General features: G+C 68.3%; 14 protein-coding genes. 6 read left to right on the forward strand and 8 right to left on the reverse strand.

Annotated features, from left to right (window positions below):
- Positions 1–37: 37 nt before the first annotated feature.
- Positions 38–769, reverse strand: a complete 732-nt coding sequence (locus ON23_RS25390) for a ZIP family metal transporter (RefSeq protein WP_039781280.1) — start codon at positions 767–769, stop codon at positions 38–40.
- A 133-nt stretch (positions 770–902) separates the two neighbouring features.
- Here ON23_RS25390 and ON23_RS25395 point away from each other — a divergent pair, with 133 nt between their 5' ends.
- The gene (locus ON23_RS25395) at positions 903–1955 is read left to right on the forward strand and encodes an NAD(P)-dependent alcohol dehydrogenase (protein ID WP_039781234.1); all 1053 of its coding nucleotides are present in this window, start codon (positions 903–905) and stop codon (positions 1953–1955) included.
- Here ON23_RS25395 and ON23_RS25400 read toward each other — a convergent pair.
- Positions 1933–3243 (reverse strand): phthiocerol/phthiodiolone dimycocerosyl transferase family protein, encoded by a 1311-nt coding sequence (locus ON23_RS25400; protein WP_039781235.1) that lies wholly within the window; start codon positions 3241–3243, stop codon positions 1933–1935. The two genes, ON23_RS25395 and ON23_RS25400, sit on opposite strands and share 23 nt — an antisense overlap.
- Before the next feature lie 85 nt (positions 3244–3328).
- Here ON23_RS25400 and ON23_RS25405 point away from each other — a divergent pair, with 85 nt between their 5' ends.
- Positions 3329–3892: a TetR/AcrR family transcriptional regulator gene (locus ON23_RS25405; protein ID WP_039781236.1), complete on the forward strand. Its 564-nt coding sequence runs from the start codon at positions 3329–3331 to the stop codon at positions 3890–3892.
- 85 nt (positions 3893–3977) lie between these two features.
- Here the strand turns inward: ON23_RS25405 and ON23_RS25410 are convergent, their stop codons facing one another.
- A complete protein-coding gene (locus ON23_RS25410; protein WP_157170291.1) occupies positions 3978–4949 on the reverse strand; it encodes an SMP-30/gluconolactonase/LRE family protein in 972 nt (323 codons plus the stop codon).
- 449 nt (positions 4950–5398) lie between these two features.
- Here ON23_RS25410 and ON23_RS25415 point away from each other — a divergent pair, with 449 nt between their 5' ends.
- Both ON23_RS25415 and ON23_RS25420 read left to right on the forward strand, forming a co-directional pair.
- Positions 5399–7030 (forward strand): GMC family oxidoreductase, encoded by a 1632-nt coding sequence (locus ON23_RS25415; protein ID WP_039781237.1) that lies wholly within the window; start codon positions 5399–5401, stop codon positions 7028–7030.
- Positions 7027–8526 (forward strand): aldehyde dehydrogenase family protein, encoded by a 1500-nt coding sequence (locus tag ON23_RS25420; RefSeq protein ID WP_039781238.1) that lies wholly within the window; start codon positions 7027–7029, stop codon positions 8524–8526. Before ON23_RS25415 ends, ON23_RS25420 begins: the two co-directional genes overlap by 4 nt.
- Before the next feature lie 70 nt (positions 8527–8596).
- On the opposite strand, the gene ON23_RS25425 is transcribed toward ON23_RS25420, so the two are convergent.
- From ON23_RS25425 to aceA, 4 genes are all read right to left on the reverse strand, one after another.
- Entirely contained in the window at positions 8597–8794 is a 198-nt protein-coding gene (locus ON23_RS25425; protein ID WP_036506129.1) for an Rv0909 family putative TA system antitoxin, read from the reverse strand.
- A gap of 43 nt (positions 8795–8837) precedes the next feature.
- The gene (gene metE, locus ON23_RS25430; RefSeq protein ID WP_039781239.1) at positions 8838–11141 is read right to left on the reverse strand and encodes a 5-methyltetrahydropteroyltriglutamate--homocysteine S-methyltransferase; all 2304 of its coding nucleotides are present in this window, start codon (positions 11139–11141) and stop codon (positions 8838–8840) included.
- Between the two features lie 286 nt (positions 11142–11427).
- Positions 11428–12294, reverse strand: coding sequence for a 3-hydroxybutyryl-CoA dehydrogenase (locus tag ON23_RS25435; RefSeq protein ID WP_039781282.1), 867 nt, complete (start codon positions 12292–12294; stop codon positions 11428–11430).
- A gap of 250 nt (positions 12295–12544) precedes the next feature.
- Positions 12545–13837: an isocitrate lyase gene (gene aceA, locus ON23_RS25440; RefSeq protein ID WP_030518801.1), complete on the reverse strand. Its 1293-nt coding sequence runs from the start codon at positions 13835–13837 to the stop codon at positions 12545–12547.
- Positions 13838–14340: 503 nt separating this feature from the next.
- On the opposite strand from aceA, the gene ON23_RS25445 reads away from it, so the two are divergent.
- Together ON23_RS25445 and ON23_RS25450 are read left to right on the forward strand one after the other, a co-directional pair.
- Positions 14341–15486 (forward strand): lipase family protein, encoded by a 1146-nt coding sequence (locus tag ON23_RS25445; protein WP_039781240.1) that lies wholly within the window; start codon positions 14341–14343, stop codon positions 15484–15486.
- Between the two features lie 201 nt (positions 15487–15687).
- On the forward strand, positions 15688–16689 hold the full coding sequence (locus ON23_RS25450; protein WP_039781283.1) for an XdhC family protein: 1002 nt from the start codon (positions 15688–15690) through the stop codon (positions 16687–16689).
- Positions 16690–16703: 14 nt separating this feature from the next.
- On the opposite strand, the gene ON23_RS25455 is transcribed toward ON23_RS25450, so the two are convergent.
- On the reverse strand, positions 16704–17180 hold the full coding sequence (locus ON23_RS25455) for a hypothetical protein (protein ID WP_039781241.1): 477 nt from the start codon (positions 17178–17180) through the stop codon (positions 16704–16706).
- Positions 17181–17446 lie beyond the last annotated feature (266 nt).

The raw sequence follows: 17446 nt of genomic DNA on the forward strand, positions 1-17446 counted from the left end.
TGCTTTTATGTGTATCAAATCGGCGGGGCGCCCGGTATCACTCCTGCAATGCCGCCACCGCGAACATCAGCGCGGCGCCCCCGATCGTGCAGAACAGCACGGCTCGCGACGGTCGGCCCGAATGTGCTTCCGGCAGAATGTCACTCGTTGCCAGATAGAGCAGGAATCCGGCGAAATATCCCAGGTACAGGCCCGCGACGTCGGCGGGCACCCGGATCACCGTGCCGATGATCGCGCCCGCCACCGGCGCCAGCGCGTCCAGCCCCAGCAGGGTCAGCGCCCGCCGCCGCGCGTTGCCGTACAGCGTGGGAATGGTGAAGGCGTTGAATCCGTCGGCGAAATCGTGCGAGATCACCGCGATCGCGACCGAGACGCCCAGTGCCGTCCCGGTCTGGAACCCGACGCCGATGCTCAGGCCGTCGAGCATGCTGTGGAAGATCAGCCCTCCGGTGGCGACCAGGCCGACCGAGGGAAAGTCGTGGGTGTGGCGGCCGAAATCCTGTTCGTGACCGACATGGATCGCCATCTCGCGTTCGATGATGTGGATGGTGAAGAAGCCGATCACCGCGGCCACGAGCACCCCGGGCACCCCCGCGACGAGCCGACCGGATTCGGCCAGCGCATCGGGAATCAGGTCGAAGGCGACCACACCGAGCATGATCCCGGCGGCCAGCCCGAGGATCAGCCGCTTGCGCTCGCCGATGCGCGCGGCCACCAGCCCGCCTGCCAGCGTCGAACACATCGAGAGCAAGGCCAGCAGGATCGCCACCGGATCAGCATCCGATATCGGCGCGAGCCCGCCGAGCACATCCGACCGGCGGGTCGCTCGGTGGGGATGGACCGGCGGGTCGCCTCGTGCGGATAGTTTGCATAGGCAACCATGCGGGGGTAGGCATGAACGCATGACCACAGCTGCCGCGTATTCCGTGTCCGCGCCCGACGGGCGGTTCACCAAGACCACCATCGAACGCCGCGCACTCGGCCCGCACGATGTGCTGATCGATATCAAGTACGCGGGCATCTGCCACTCCGACATCCACACCGCGCGCAACGAGTGGCACGGCACCAGATACCCGTGCGTCCCGGGGCACGAGATCGCCGGTCTGGTCGCCGCGGTCGGTCCGGAGGTGACCAAGTTCGCGGTGGGCGACCGGGTCGGCGTGGGCTGCATGGTCGATTCGTGCGGACAGTGCGAGCCCTGCCTGGCCGGTGAGCAGCAGTACTGCGTACGCGGCGCCACCATGACCTACAACGGCACCGTCCCGGAGGAGATCCAGGCCGGCGGCTACACCCTGGGCGGGTATTCGACCCAGGTGGTGGTGACCGACGGCTTCGTGGTGGGCATTCCGGAGGGCATCGGACTCGACGAGGCCGCGCCGCTGCTGTGCGCGGGGATCACGCTGTTTTCGCCGCTGCGGCACTGGAACGCCGGTCCCGGCAAGCAGGTGGCCATCATCGGCATGGGTGGCCTGGGCCATGTCGGGGTGAAGATCGCGGCCGCGATGGGCGCCGAGGTGACGGTGCTGAGCCATTCGCTGAACAAGGAGGACGACGGCCGGCGGTTCGGCGCGCACCACTACTACGCCACCACCGACCGCCAGATCTTCCGCGATCTGCGCAACCGATTCGACCTGATCGTCAACACCGTCTCGGCCGATCTGCCGATCGACACCTATATGCGCCTGCTGAACCTCGACGGCACCATGGTGATCCTCGGCCTGCCCGATCAGCCGCTCGCGGTGCGGCCGTTCACGCTCACCGGAAACCGCCGGTCGCTGGCCGGCTCGAATATCGGCGGCATCCCGCAAACCCAGGAGATGCTGAACTTCTGCGCCGAACACGGCATCGGCGCGGAGATCGAGGTCATCTCCGCCGATCGCATCGACGAGGCCTACGAGCGCGTGGTCGCCAGCGACGTGCGGTACCGGTTCGTCATCGACGCCGCCACCATGTGAATTTCGGGGCGACGCCGACGTCCGCGGCGGTGCGGTGCAACAACTCCGCGAGGTTGCGGCGCACCCGGCCCATCTGGGCGCGGCTGTGATCGTTGGTGTCGTATTCGACCTGCACCGTCAGCCGCTCCCCCAGGGTGAAGGCGGTGAGCTTGGGCGGCATGCCGGGCCCCATGGCGAGCAGGTTGTCGCGCACCAGCCGCACCCCCTCGGGAACGATGTGGTCCGGCACCCTGCCGATGTTCGACAGCGCGATACTGGGCTGTTCCGCGAGCATCCGGGCGGTGGCCTCGTCGCGAATGTATCTGCCCGCCAACGCCACCCGCGCGGGGTCGCGACGCTCGAGCGCCGCGCGGACGTCGGCGTGCACCACCCGCCCCAGGTCGAACGGATCGGCGGATTCGGCCACCGCCAGGAGCGTGCCCCAGCCGGAGGCGCAGTTGAGCACCGTCTCGTCGGGCAGCCACGGATCCAGGGCCGACCGCATATCGGCGGCATAGCCGCAGACCATCGGCAGGGCGCCGACCCCGCCCAGTTCGGCTCGCACCGCGGCCAGCGCACACCCGCTCAGCAGGGCGTTCACCCCGATTCCGGCCGCGCGCGCCGACGCGGCGAAGGCCGCGGTCACCTCCGGTTCCAATTCGATCCGCTCGGCGACGAAGAGTCCGCGTCCCGATCCGGCCGTGCCGTCGCGCGGCAGGCGCGCGGGCGGATCACCGATGATCGTGCGCATCGCCGCGAGCAGTTCGGTGACCTCCGCCTCGGAGACGACGGCGGTGAGGCGCTCGTCGACCGCTTGCGGCAGTTCGTGATTCGCGCGCACCGGCATCGGCGCGCCGTGGTGATGCGCGGTGTAGCGCCGCCACATCTCGTCCAGTAGCGCGAAAGCCGAACGGCCGTCGGTGATTCCGTGGTGGATGACGAGCACGATACGGGTCCGGTCGTCCTCGCGGAACACCCGCGCGAAGAACAGACCGTCGTCCCACGGTTGCGGCTGGTTGACGAAATCGACGTATTCGATATCGCCACCGGGACTTTCGGTGACCGGGGGACGGTAGCCCTCGACGTGGCGGAGCACGAGCATCCCGCCGTCGTCGACTCGGCGGCAGCTGAGCAGTGGATTTTCGGCGGCCAGTTCGGCCAGCACCGTGCGGAGCAGTTCGGTGTCGAATTCCCCCTCGACGGTCGATCCGATGAACAGCGCCATTCCGCCGACCGGCACGGAACCGAAGGTGGCGTGTTCCTGGAAGTAACCCGACTCGAAGGGCGATATCGGACGTTGCGTGACCATACGGAGAACCATACAGCCGTTTCAAACAATTGTCACAAACATTTGTTTGAAACATGCGTCAGCGAGCACTTGCTACCCTGCCGACGTGGGAACACGCGAGGATCTACTCTCAGCCGCCAAACACTGCCTGGCCGAACGCGGCTACGCCCGGACCACGGTGCGCGATATCGTCGCCGCCTCGGGCAGCAACCTCGCCGCGATCAACTACCACTTCGGCACCCGCGACGCGCTGCTCACCCAGGCCATGATCGAATCGTCCGCCGAGGCCGTGCAGCAGATCCTCGACGCGCTCGCCGAGAGCAGCGAACCGCATCCGGCCGAGCGGCTGCTCACCTTCCTGAGGCGTCTCACCGCCACCTTCACCGACCAGCGGGCGCTGTGGGCGGCCAATATCGAAAGTCTCGCCCAGGCACTGCATTCCGGTGAGGTCAAGGCCGACATCGCGGCCAGACAGCGCGAGGGGAAGGCCGCACTGACTCGAATGTTGTTGCCCGCCAGGGATATCGAGGACGACGACGGCGGTCCGATCGGCGTGCTGCTCTGGACGCTACTCGACGGCCTGCTCGTCCAGTGGTTGCTGGATCCGAAGTCCGCCCCCTCGGCCGAGCAGCTCGTCGCCGGTCTGCGCACCCTCGCCCCGATGCTGTAGCCGCCGGGAACGTCGCGGGTATCGACCGATCGCGCCGGTCACCCGGGCCGGCCTCCGCTCATCGGCGTACCGGCACCGGCGAACCTCATCCGCCGAGGACCACGCGAAGCACGCTCCCGGTTCCCGTGGTGACCAGCAGCGCGCGATCGTCGGTGGGGATTCTCGAGACCGAGGTGGCCGGCACACCCAGGTCGGCGACCGTGCAGACCCCGCCGGTGGCCGGGTCGACGCGGACCACACGAGCGGTCGTGGTCGCGACGTACAGCATGCCGTCCGGCCCCACGGTGAGATCGTCGGGCAGGGCGGTCAGCGGGAGCGCCCCGACGGTGACCGACGCGACGGTCGTCTGCTCCTGCGGAGCGCCGATCGGGAGGCGGACGATGCGACCGTCGAGACTCCGGTAGAGCGTCGCATAGAGCACATCGCCTTGCGCCACAATGCCGTTCACGCCGGAGGCCACCGCGCGTGCGGTCCAGTCCGCGTCGACGGAGCCGCCGGGCCGTACCTTCACCACGCCGTGTGCGGTATCGGCGACATACAGATTGCCCGCCCCGTCGAAGGTTGCGCCGTTGGCCATACCGAGACCGGAGACGTAGACCTGCGGCACCGGATGGTCGGCAGCCGGATCGAACCGCACCACGCCGGAGTTGTGCGCGCCGGGCAGCAGTCCGGCCGACGAGTCGCCGAAGACGACGTACAGCGCACCGTCGGGACCGAGCCGGATCGCGCCGGGCGCGTCCACCGGCACCTCCGCGGTGACATGGCCCGCGGAATCGTAGCGCTGGACCACATTTCGGAAGACCCGCGAAATCCAGAGGTCGCCCTGAGCGTCGTAGCCGAGGTTCTCCGCGAAATCCAGCAGCGGAGCCGAGGCGGGCACCATCTGCTCCACCGAGGTGGCCGCGCAACCAGGCGCCTCGGCGTGCACCGGGGCGAGCGCGGCCGGGAGCACGGCCGCGGCGCTCACCCACGCCGTCGCGAGAACACCCACCCCCACGACGGGCCGAGAGATCCGTGGCAGACCGCGGCGTGCACCCCACGGGAACGAACCACCCATCACGGCCCTCCTGCCGTTCGCCTGCATACCGGTGCGCCCGTCTTCGCGCCGGGCGTCGACGCCACCCGGAAGGATCGGCGGGTCCGGCCGAATCCTACGTGCCGCGGTCCGGATACGCCCGGGCTCGCGCACACCGACCCACCCGCTCGCCGGCCCGCCGCCACACGGCGGTAGGGGCCGAGGTCGACCGCCGTCCGGCCCGAATGCGTCACATGACCTGTAAGCGCCTGTGTACCTTGATATTCCGAGGCGCTACGACGCAGCGTCCGCGCCGCGCCCGACCTCGCCGGCTCCCGCCTCGATTCGCCGCACCGAACTCCGCGCCCGACCGCCCCGCACAGCGTAAGGTCGACCCTGGAACCGGCTCCGGGACGGTCTCTACGGCTATCACCGCAGGTCGGCCCGGCCGGATCCGTGTCGTGTTCGGCAACCGTGCTGGAGGTCCTCGCGTGCCCGACCGTGAATCGTTCGACTACATCATCATCGGAGCGGGGAGCGCGGGCTGCGTCCTCGCCCATCGCCTCACCGAGGATCCTCAGGTCTCGGTCCTGCTGCTCGAGGCCGGTCCCGAGGACCGCGCCGACGAGATCAAGATACCGGCCGCGTGGGGGAAATTGATTCGCACCCAATGGGATTGGCGATACGAGACCACACCACAGAAACATCTCGGCGGGCAGCGCGCGTACTGGCCGCGGATGAAGGCGCTGGGCGGCTGCTCGTCGATGAACGCGATGATCTTCATCCGCGGCAATCGCGCCGACTACGACGGCTGGCGGCGCGACTTCGGCGCGGTCGGCTGGAGCTATGAGGACGTCCTGCCCTATTTCGTGCGGTCGGAGACCAACACCGGCCTGCGTTCGCCCTATCACGGCACGGACGGCCCGCTGCACGTCGAGAACCGCCGCTTCACCCACGAACTGACCGATGCCTGGATCGCCGCCGCCGCGGCCGTGGGCCTGCCCCGCACCGACGATTTCAACGGTGCGACGCAGGAGGGTGTGGGCCGCTACCAGGTCACCCATCGCAACGGGCGCCGCTGGTCCACCGCCGACGGCTACCTGCGACCGGCGCTGGACCGGCCGAATCTGACGGTGCGGACCGAGGCGCACGCCACCGCGCTGGTACTCGACGGCGCCCGCGCGGTCGGCGTCACCTATCGCCGCCACGGCAGCGAGCACACCGTGCGCGCCGAGGCCGAGGTGCTGCTGTCCGGCGGTGCCATCAATTCGCCGCAGTTGCTGATGCTCTCCGGTATCGGGCCCGCGGCCCACCTGCGCGAACTGGGCATCGAGGTGGTGGTGGACCTGCCCGGCGTCGGCGAGAATCTGCACGACCACCCGGTCACTCCGATTCTGTGGCGCACCCGCGGCGTCTCCGATCTCGCCGATTTCGAGACCCCGTTCCGGCTCGCGCAGTGGCAGGCGCTCGGTCGTGGGCCGCTGACCTCCAATGTCGGCGAGGGCGGTGGATTCGTGCGCACCCGCGAGGGCCTCGAGGGCCCCGACATCCAGTACCACGTCGCGCCGACGGCGTTCTACGACAACGGTTTTCACGAGAACATCGCGCCGATGTTCACCGCCGGCCCGACGCTGGTCGACGTGCACAGCCGCGGCCGGTTGCGGTTGCGGTCGGCCGATCCGCTGTGGAAGCCGGAGATCGATCCGGCCTACTTCTCCGACCCGCGCGACGCGGATGCCCTGCTCGCCGGCTGCCGCCAACTGCTCGAGATCGCGCGGCAGCAACCGCTGGCCGCCCACCTCGACCGCTCCTACCTGCCCGAAGACGCCGACCGGATCGACGAGGACGGCTGGCGGGCCCATATCGCCCGCTGGACGCAAACGCTGTTCCATCCGGTCGGCACGTGCGCCATGGGCACCGGCGAGACCGCGGTGGTCGACCCCGAACTGCGCGTCCACGGCGTGAGCGGACTGCGCGTGATCGACGCCTCGGTCATGCCCCGCATCGTCCGCGGCAACACCAACGCACCGACCGTCATGATCGGTGAGAAGGCGGCCGACCTGATCCGCGGCCGCACCCCGTCGTCCAGCACCGGCACCGCTACGAAGGAGGCCACCCGATGACGACCCTGAACGAGATCGGTGAGATCGGCACGCACGCCACCTTCGATGTGCACGATCCCGGTACCGGCGAGGTGGTGGGCACCTACCCGATCCACACCGAGGCCGATGTGGAGGCGGCGGTGGCCCGAGCCCGCGCGGCATTCGACTGGTGGTCCGGCCTCGACTACGCCGAACGGGCGCGGCGCCTGGCCGGTTTCGCCGGACTGCTGGCCCGCCGGATGCGTCAGCTGGCCGCGGTGATGCACGACGAGACCGGTAAACCGTATTCCGATGCCGCACTCGAGGTGGCGCTGAGTCTCGACCATCTGAAGTGGGCGGGCCGCAACGCCCCGAAGGTGCTGGGCCGCAAGAGCGCTCGGGTGGGGCTGCTCACGATCAACCAGGCCGCATCGGTGGAATACAAGCCGCTCGGCGTCATCGGCGTGATCGGCCCCTGGAACTATCCGGTGTTCACGCCGCTGGGTTCGATCGTGTACGCGCTGGCGGCGGGTAACGCCGTGGTGTTCAAACCCAGCGAATACTCCCCCGGCGTCGGTCGCTGGCTGGTCGACATGTTCACCGAGGTCGTCCCGGAACAGCCGGTGCTGCAACTGATCACGGGCGAAGGGCCGACCGGTGCCGCGCTGTGCCGATCGGGTGCGGACAAGATCGCCTTCACCGGCTCCACGGCGACGGCCAAGAAGGTGATGGCCGTCTGCGCCGAGAGCCTCACGCCGCTGGTCGCCGAATGCGGTGGCAAGGACGTGCTGCTCGTCGATGCCGACGCCGATCTGGACGCCGCGGCCGACGCCGCGCTGTGGGCCGGGATGGCCAACGCCGGCCAGTCCTGTATCGGCACCGAACGGGTCTACGTCCACGAGCGCGTCTACGACACCTTCGTCGACACCTTGGTGACGAAGGCGAAACAACAACGCGCGGGCAATGATTCGGGTGCCAAGATCGGCCCGATCACGATGCCGAAACAGCTCGAGGTGATCCGCCGCCACATCGAGGACGCCGTCGCGCGGGGCGGACGGGCGCTGACCGGCGGCGCCGACTCGATCGTCGGGCAGGTGGTGCAGCCGACCGTGCTGGTCGACGTGCCCGAGGACGCCCCGGCCGTCACCGAGGAAACCTTCGGACCCACCCTGACCGTGGCGAAGGTGCCCGACATGGATACCGCGATAGCCCGTGCCAACGACAGCCGCTACGGGCTGTCCGCGGCCGTGTTCTCGAAGGCGCGCGGGCGCGAACTGGCCGACCGGCTGCGCACCGGAATGGTCAGCGTCAACGCGGTTTTCACCTTCCCGCAGATTCCGTCGCTGCCCTTCGGCGGTGTCGGCGACTCGGGCTTCGGCCGCATCCACGGCCCCGACGGCTTGCGTGAGTTCACCTACGCCCACGCGGTCGCGCGACAGCGCTTCCCCTCGCTGCTCGCTCTGACGACCTTCGATCGCACCCAGAAGGCCGACGACACCATGGCGACGCTGATGGCACTGCTGTTCGGCCGGCACTGATCGCACAGCACGAAGGCCACGTCCGGCGGGGAGCCGGGCGTGGCCTTCGCCCGTGTACGACCTGTGTGGACTACTTCCCGGTCTGCTCGTGCAGCGCCTTCTTCGCGGCCTGCTGTGCGGCGTCGACCTGCTTTTCGAACTTGCCGCTGGTCTGCTTGTCGACCAGATCGCCGACCTTGTCGATCACCGGGTCGAGTTTGTCGGCATTCTTGGCCGCCAGGTCGGCTGCCTTACCGGCGGCATCCTTGAGCTGGTCGAACATACCCATGAGCGGTTCTCCTGATCTCGAAACAGTATTCGTAGGCTAACGCCTAGTCAGCCGCTTCGGCGCGGCGCCGCACCCGGCGAGCCGCGGCGACCATATTGCGCAGCGACGGGTCCAGCTGCCAATAGTGGCGGGTCTTCAAACCGCCGTCCGGATTCGCCCACAGCCGCTGCGGTGTCACTGCTTCGGCTGCGGCGGTGAGCAATTCGTCGATCTCGTCGATGTCCGGAATGCGCGCCGAACGGCTCTCGTACACACCGGGACCCACGCCGTGGCTCAGGCCGTGCCCCTCCTCGACATCCTCGGTCAGCGCCTTGAGCACCCATTCCAGCGAGCGGGTCGCGACGATGGCGGTGACATCGGCATCGAGTTCCTCGATGGCACGCACGATTTCGGAGCGAGCCGAGTAGGCGATGTGGGTGTGGATCTGAGTGTCGGGCCGCACCCCGGAGGTCGCCAGCCGGAACGCGTTGACCGCCCAGCGCAGATATTCGGTGCGCCCGTCCGGACGCAACGGCAGCAGTTCCCGCACCGCCGGTTCGTCGACCTGGATGATCGCCACCCCGGCCTTCTCGAGATCGGCCAGTTCGTCGCGGATCGCGAGCGCCACCTGATCGGCGGTCTCGTACAGCGGCTGGTCCTGGCGCACGAACGAGCGGGCCACCATCGTCACCGGACCGGTCACGATGCCCTTCACCGGTTTGTCGGTGAGCGACTGCGCGTAGGTGATCCACTCCACCGACATCGGCTTCGGCCGCGACACGTCGCCGTAGATGATCGGCGGCCGCACACACCGCGAACCGTAGACCTGCACCCAGCCGAAGTGGGTGGTGGCGAAACCGTCGAGCAGTTCGGCGAAGTACTGGATCATGTCGTTGCGTTCGTGCTCACCGTGCACGAGCACGTCGAGGCCGATGTCCTCCTGCAGGCGGATGGTCGACTCGATCTCGGCCTCGATCCGCTTGCGGTACTCCTCGTAGGACAGCCGGCCTTCGCCCAGGTCGTAGCGGGCCTGGCGCACCGCGTCGGTCTGCGGGAAGGAACCGAGCGTGGTCGCCGGAACCAGCGGCAGATTCAGCCGCTCCCGCTGCGCCTTCGCCCGCACCTCGTACGGTTCGCGCTCGCGCATCTGCGGGGTCACCGCGTAAACCCGTTGCCGCACAGCGTGTTTCTGCTTGAAGTGCACCGAGGTCGGCCGCTTGGCCCACTTCTCGGACGGTCCTTCGGTCAGTGCCTTCGCCAGCGAAACGACTTCGAGCACTTTCTGTTTCGCGAAAGCGAGGCGGTCGGCGACGTTGCCCTCGATATCGTATTCGACCAGCAGGTCGTAGGGCACGTGCAGCAACGTGGTCCCGGTGGACACGACGAGATCCGGGCACACCTTCGACAGCGCGTTGAGGTATTCGAGGGTGACCAGCCGGTCGGCCCGCCAGACGTTGGTGCCACTGATCACGCCGGCGTAGAGCCGCTTGCGCCGGATTCCGGGAATCTCGGCGAGTTCCTCGGGCCGGATGCGGTGGCTGGCGAGGTCGAGCCCGATCGCCTCCACCGCGGTACCGGCCAGAATCCGCACGGCCTCACCGAAATCGCCGTACTGGCCGGTGACGAGGATGCGCGGACGCAGCGCGGACGTCGACAGTCGCTGGTAGGCGCGCTCGAACGCGGCCAGTTCCTCCGGCGTGCGCTCACTGGTGAAACACGGCTCGTCGAACTGCACACAGGTGGAACCGCGCTTGGCCAGGATCTCGAGCAGCTGTTCGTAGACCGGCAGCAGCTTGTCCAGCAGAGTCAGCTGGTCGAATTCGGTCTCGCCCGGCACCTGCCCGGCCTTCGACAGCAGCAGCAGCGACAACGGTCCCAGCACCACCGGCCGCAGTTCGATACCGCGGTCCATCGCCCGATCCCACTCCTCCAGCAAGGCTTCGGGATGCAGCGAGAATTCGGTATCGGCGTCGAGTTCGGGCTGACGGTAGTGGTAGTTGGTGCCGAACAGGCGGACCAGCTCCAGCGGCGGCAGATCCGGCCGCCCGCGGGCCATCAGGAAGTAGAAGTCGAGCGGGTGCAGCTCCTCGCGATACGGCTCGAACCGCTTCGGGACCGCGCCGAACAGCAGCGCGTTGTCGAGGATGTGGTCGTAGAAGGAGAAGGTGTTACCGGGTACCTGCGTCAGTCCGGTCGCGGCCAGCTCGGAGAACTGGGTGTCCTGGATGTCGCGCCCCACCGCGAGCAATTCCTCGCGGGACAGGGTGCCGTGCCAGTAGGACTCCAGTGCGCGCTTGAGCTCCCGGTGCGGACCGATCCGCGGGTAACCCAGGATGCTCGATCCGAAACCGTCGGTGACGTTGACCATGAGCGGGACTCCCTTTCGAGCTGCGGTCGAGGACCTCACTGCAGCTTATGCCTGTGTTTTTTGGCCTCCGCTTCGCTCCGGCGTGTTCGCGGCCCCTAGGGCTCGTCGTTCGGGCACCGCTGCTTGCTCCTTCGTCGCTTGCGCAGCGGTACCCGAACGACGAGCCGGCCGCGAACGGCCGCTCGTAAGACTCGCTCCGTGTCGGTCGGGTGGTCGGTAAGTTCGACCTTCCGTCAACCGTTTGCGAGTTCCGCGGGGCGAAGCTCTGTGTGGTGAGCCCGGCCGGTCAGCGGTTGTACTGGTAGAAGCCCGCTCCGGTCTTCTTGCCCAGCAACCCGGCCTCAACCATGCGCATCAGCAGCGGGGGGGCCGAGTAGAGCGGCTCCTTGAATTCGGCGTACATGGAGTCCGCGATCGACTTCACCGTGTCGAGGCCCACCAGGTCGGTCAGGGCGAGCGGGCCCATGGGGTGGGCGCAGCCGAGCACCATCGCCTTGTCGACGTCTTCCTTGGTGGCGAAACCGGATTCGACCATGCGGATGGCCGAGAGCAGGTACGGCACGAGCAGCGCGTTGACGACGAAGCCGGAGCGGTCGGCGGAGCGCACGACCTGCTTGCCGAGGATCTCACCCGCGAAAGCCTCGGCGCGCGCGGACACCGCTTCGCTGGTCTTGAGGGTGGTCACGAGTTCGACGAGCGGCAGCACGGGCACCGGGTTGAAGAAGTGCATACCCACGACCCGCTCGGGGTTGTTGGTGGCGACGGCGATCTTCATGATCGGAATCGAGGAGGTGTTGGAGGCCAGCACGGCATCCGGGTCGGTGACGACCTTGTCGAGTTCGCTGAAGATCGCGGTCTTGACGTCTTCGCTCTCGACGACGGCCTCGACGACCAGCTGCCGGTCGGCGAAGTCACCGAGGTCGGAGGTGAACCGCAGCCGCCAGGCGGCCTGTTCGCGCTCGCGCTCGGTGATCTTGCCGCTGCTCACACCGCGATCCAGTGATCGCAGGATGCGGGCGCGGCCGGCGGCGGCCAGTTCCCGGGTCTGTTCGAACACGAGCACATCGACATGCGCCCGGGCGCAGACCTCGGCGATTCCGGCGCCCATCTGTCCGGCGCCGATGATTCCGACGCGCTGAATCTTTTCGGAGATGCTCACGTCCCGCTCCTGCTGGTTGTGTGGCGGTGGACTCGGGTGAAGGGGCTCACACCCTTCGGTCACTTCAGTTATTAGGAGGTGACTTCAGTTATAAGGAAAAGCCCTCCCCGCCGGGGCTGTTCGGACGGGAAGGGCTTCGGACACTCGTTGCAGGAGTGCCCATGTCGGGTGGTGAGGTAACCCGGCGGCGACAGGTCGCCGCCGGGTTCACATCACCGCCGCCCGCGTGGGGCGACTGCTTATCTCAGTGGAACTGGCCCTCTTCGGTGGAGCCCTTCAGGGCCGCCGTCGAGGTGTTCGGGTCCACGGTGGTGGCGATGGTGTCGAAGTAGCCGGCACCGACCTCACGCTGGTGCTTGATGGCGGTGAAGCCACGCTCGGCGGCGGCCTTGAACTCGCGCTCCTGCAGGTCGACGAAGGCGGTCATGCCCTCGCGGGCGTAGCCGTAGGCCAGGTCGAAGGCCGCGTAGTTGAGCGAGTGGAAGCCCGCCAGGGTGATGAACTGGAACTTGAAGCCCATCGCGGCCAGCTCGCGCTGGAACTTCGCGATGGTGGCGTCGTCCAGGTGCGCCTTCCAGTTGAACGACGGCGAGCAGTTGTAGGCCAGCAGCTGGTCCGGGAACTCGGACTTGACGCCCTCGGCGAACTTCCGCGCGACCTCGAGGTCCGGAATACCGGTCTCCATCCAGATCAGGTCGGAGTAGGGGGCGTAGGCCTTGGCACGCGCGATGCAGGGCTCGATGCCGTTCTTGACGTGGTAGAAGCCCTCGGCGGTGCGCTCACCGGTGATGAACGGACGGTCACGCTCGTCGACGTCGGAGGTGATCAGGGTGGCGGCCTCGGCATCGGTGCGGGCGATGACGACGGTCGGGGTGTCGGCGACGTCGGCGGCCAGGCGAGCCGAGGTCAGGGTGCGGATGTGCTGCTGGGTGGGGATCAGCACCTTGCCACCGAGGTGGCCGCACTTCTTCTCCGACGCCAGCTGGTCCTCCCAGTGGGTACCGGCGGCACCCGCGGCGATCATGGCCTTCTGCAGCTCGTAGACGTTCAGGGCGCCACCGAAGCCGGCCTCACCGTCGGCGACGATCGGCACGACCCAGTTGTCGACCGAGGTGTCGCCCTCGACCTTGGCGATCTCGTCGGCGCGCAGCAGCGCGTTGTTGATGCGGCGCACGACCGACGGCACCGAGTTGGCCGGGTACAGCGACTGGTCGGGGTAGGTGTGACCGGACAGGTTCGCGTCACCGGCGACCTGCCAACCGGACAGGTAGATGGCCTTCAGGCCGGCACGCACGGCCTGCACGGCCTGGTTACCGGTCAGAGCGCCGAGCGAGTGGATGTACTCGCCTTCGGCGTTGACGCCCTCCCACAGCAGCTCCGCACCCCGGCGGGCAAGCGTGTGCTCCTCGACGACATTGCCCTGCAGCTGCACGACCTGCTCGGCCGTGTACTCGCGGGTGATGCCCTTCCAGCGCGGGTTGGTGTCCCAGTCCTTCTGGATCTCCGCAGCGGTCTTCGGGGTGCCGACGTTCGACATCTGATGACTCCACTTCTTCGTTCGGTCTCGGTTGCCCCGCTCGCCGGACATCCGCGCCGACTACGGGTCGCGATGTCCGAACTCTGCTGGAGCGGCAATTTGCAGGGTTGCTATGCCCAACGGGTGTACTTCCACACGATGGCACAACAAAAAATTGCCGTCTACCTGTTGCAAGTGTGAATCTCCGCTAGCTTTGCGGGGGTCTTTGCTAAGCCTGCAAAATTTGCCTGTTAATTGCACGCTCCACTTCTACTGGCGAGTAGGGCTGACATGCGGTTTTACGTAACGCTCGTACTGTTTCAGTGAGCCTTACCACCACGACGATTCGAGAGCACGCATTGCCGACTGTGAGGACGTTCACAAGCGAGGGCAGCCGCCCTCGGTGTGCGCCGCGCCACTCCCGGCTCCGTACGATTCGGACATACCTCGGCGGCTCGGCCGACCGGCTGCGACACTGATCGTCGTGCCCCGGGGGTCGGCACCGGAACCCGGAAAGGAACACGATGCGCAAACTGTGGACCGCGGTCGCGGGCGTCGCCTGCTCTCTGGCACTGGCCGCGACGGCCACCGTGATCGAGGCGCCCGGCGCCGCGGCGGACACGCCGGCCGTGCAATCGGTGGAGCCGCTGTCCGCGGCGGCGACGCTGCCCGGCTCCGTGGATTCCCAGCGCATCCTCTATACGACGAGCACGGTCGGGAACCAGCCGACGGTCGCGAGCGCCGCGGTGTACTTCCCGCCGGGACCGGCCCCGGCCGGCGGCTGGCCGGTCGTCGCCTGGGCGCACGGCACCGTCGGGCTGGGCGACAGCTGCGCCTACAGCATCGCCGGCCCCGGCGACGTGGAGCGGGACTGGGCCTATCTGGGCACCTGGCTGAAACAGGGCTATGCGATCGTGGCCGCCGATTACGCAGGCCTCGGCACGCCCGGCGACCACCCGTACCTCAACGGCGTCGTCGAGGCGCACAACGTGGTCGACGCGGTGCGAGCCGCCGTCGATCACTACTCGCGGCTGTCGCACAAATGGGTGGTGGTCGGCCAGTCGCAGGGCGGCGGCGCGGCGATGTTCACCGCGCGCTACGCGACCGAATTCGGCGGACCGGAGCTGGACTACCGGGGGGCGGTCGGCACCGGTGTGCCGGCCTATATCGAGGACATCCTGATGCCACTGGGCCCGGGCATCCCGCCGGTGAAGCTGAGTCCGCACACCACCGGCTACGTGCTCTACATCCTCAACGGCCTGCGCACCACCTTCCCGGAACTCGGCATCGAATCCTTCCTGAACGACTCGGGCCGCTCTTGGCTCGACCGCGCGAAGGACGAATGCCTCCTTCCGCTCGGTGACGATCTGGCCGCCGCCGGTGTGGTGATCGGCGATCTGTTCACCCGCCCGTTGGCGCAGGTTCCGGATCTGCACGGTTTGCTGGCCGGCTACCTCGGCTTGCCCGAAACCGGTTACGACAGGCCGCTTTTCATGGGACAGGGCCTGCGCGACACCGATGTGATCACCCCCGAGACACTGCGCTACGCGGGAGTTCTGACCGCCAACCGGCAGCCGCTGACCTTCCGGGTCTATCCCACCGATCACAGCGGCACGGTCAACGCCTCACTGGTCGATTCGTTGCCGTTCGTTCGCGGCCTGTTCGCCTGACAGGACAACCCGGTCGGTTATTCGGTTGTGCTATGTCACAACCGGATTCCCGCGCCGATCGGTGCCCGTCGGGGAATTCCCATCGCCGACACGACGCCGCGCACGAGACCGGTTATCGTGGCCCTCACGTGTGACGATCTGGCGACGGGCCGCGACGACCGGCGGGCCCGCCCACTCGCGCACGCTGATCGGGAGCATGTGATGCGTGACATCGTCGAGGACCTGCTACGGGTCTGGCACAGCGGCCGCACGGGCGGCCTGGCAACCCTGGTCCGCACCTTCGGCAGCTCCCCCTTACCGGTGGGCTCGGCGATGCTCGTCGATCCCGACGGCGGTGTGCACGGATCGGTCTCCGACGGCTGCTACGAGGCGGCCGTCTACGAGGCCGCGGCGGAGGCCGCGCGCACCGGCCACCGGGAGTTGCGGCGTTTCGACGCGACCTCCGGATTCGAGGTGAGCGCGGAATGCGGGACCATCGACGTGTTCGTGGAACCGTTCTCCCGCAACGACTTTCCGGAATTCGCGGCGGTGGCCGGGGATATCGCGCGGCACAAGCCGGTCACGGTGTTCACCGTCGTGTGGCACAGCGATCCGGAGGTGATCGGCCAGCATCTGGTCACCGACCGCCGGCACAACACCGAACTGGTGTCGCTGCCGGAATCGGATGTGTTCGTCTCCTCCCACACCGCGCCGCCGCGGCTGATCATCTTCGGCGCCAACAGCTTCGCCGCCGCGTTGACGACGCAGGCCCGGCTGCTCGGCTACCGGGTGACCATCTGCGATCCGCGCGAGGCCTTCGCCGTTCCCGCGTCGTTCCCGGGCGCGGAGGTGGTGGTGGACTGGCCGCACCGCTATCTCAACGCCCAGGCCGGCGCCGGGAACATCGACCGGACCACCGCGATCGTCGCCGCGACCCAGGACCCGAAGTTCGAGATCCCCCTGCTCACCGTGGCGCTGCGGCTGCCCGAGCTGGGCTATCTGGGAGCGCTCGGCTCGCATTCGGCACACGACCATCGGCTCGAGGCCTTGCAGGCCGGCGGATTCGGCGCCGACACACTGGCCCGGTTGCACGCACCGGCCGGCTTCGACATCGGCGCCCGCACTCCGATGGAACATGCCGTGGCGATCGCGGCCGAACTACTCGCGGTGCGGTCCGCGGGGTCGAGCCGGACCCCGGCACCCGCCACGGCCGCGGCCTCCTGATCGGCCCGGCGCCCCTAGGGCTCGAACCAGTCACGGGCCGAGCGTCGCAGCAGCAACCCGGCGACCAGCACCGAGACCACGGGACCGAGCCAACCGGGCGGGCGGCCCACGACGATCGAGGGCACCGTCCACAGTGCGTTGAGTATCGCCAGCAGCACCGCGCCGATCCGGATGCTCGCGCCGACGGCACCGAAGGCCAGGGCGATCGCGCCCAGCAGCCAGCTCACGATGAACGACAGCCCGGTGATCAGTGCGACGTGCGAGCCGGACAGCCAGCCCGCGGTGACGGTGCAGCCGATGCCGACCGCGGCCAGTCCGAGCGCGAGTACCTGGGCCGCCCGAACCGGGAAGGGCATCCGGGCGATCGCCACCTCGCCGGCCGGCGATGTGGCGACGGGTTCGGGAGCGGACTCGAGGGCGGGGCCGGGGCCGGTGTCGGTGTCGGCGACCGGCTCGGGCGCGGCAGCGGGGTCTGGTGCGGGGTCGGGCATCAGCTCACCTCTTCCGGAACTCCGGTTCGACGATCCTGTGGTTTCGGCGATCCGGGGCACCGAACATCGGCCCACGGCGCGCGGACAACGGCAAAACCCATTCGCAATGTACCGCTCTGCGCCACCCCGGCCTCCGGATACGCCCGGCGCGGCGAAATCCGTGCGCCGAGCCGTGTGGCCCGAGGCCGTGCTTCGACGCCCCGCAGGGCCCGGCAGTGTCAGCAGTCGCCGGCCGGATCGGCCTGCTTCTCCACCACGACCTGTGC

The organism is Nocardia cerradoensis NBRC 101014 (assembly GCF_000308535.1).
Lineage (GTDB): Bacteria > Actinomycetota > Actinomycetes > Mycobacteriales > Mycobacteriaceae > Nocardia > Nocardia cerradoensis.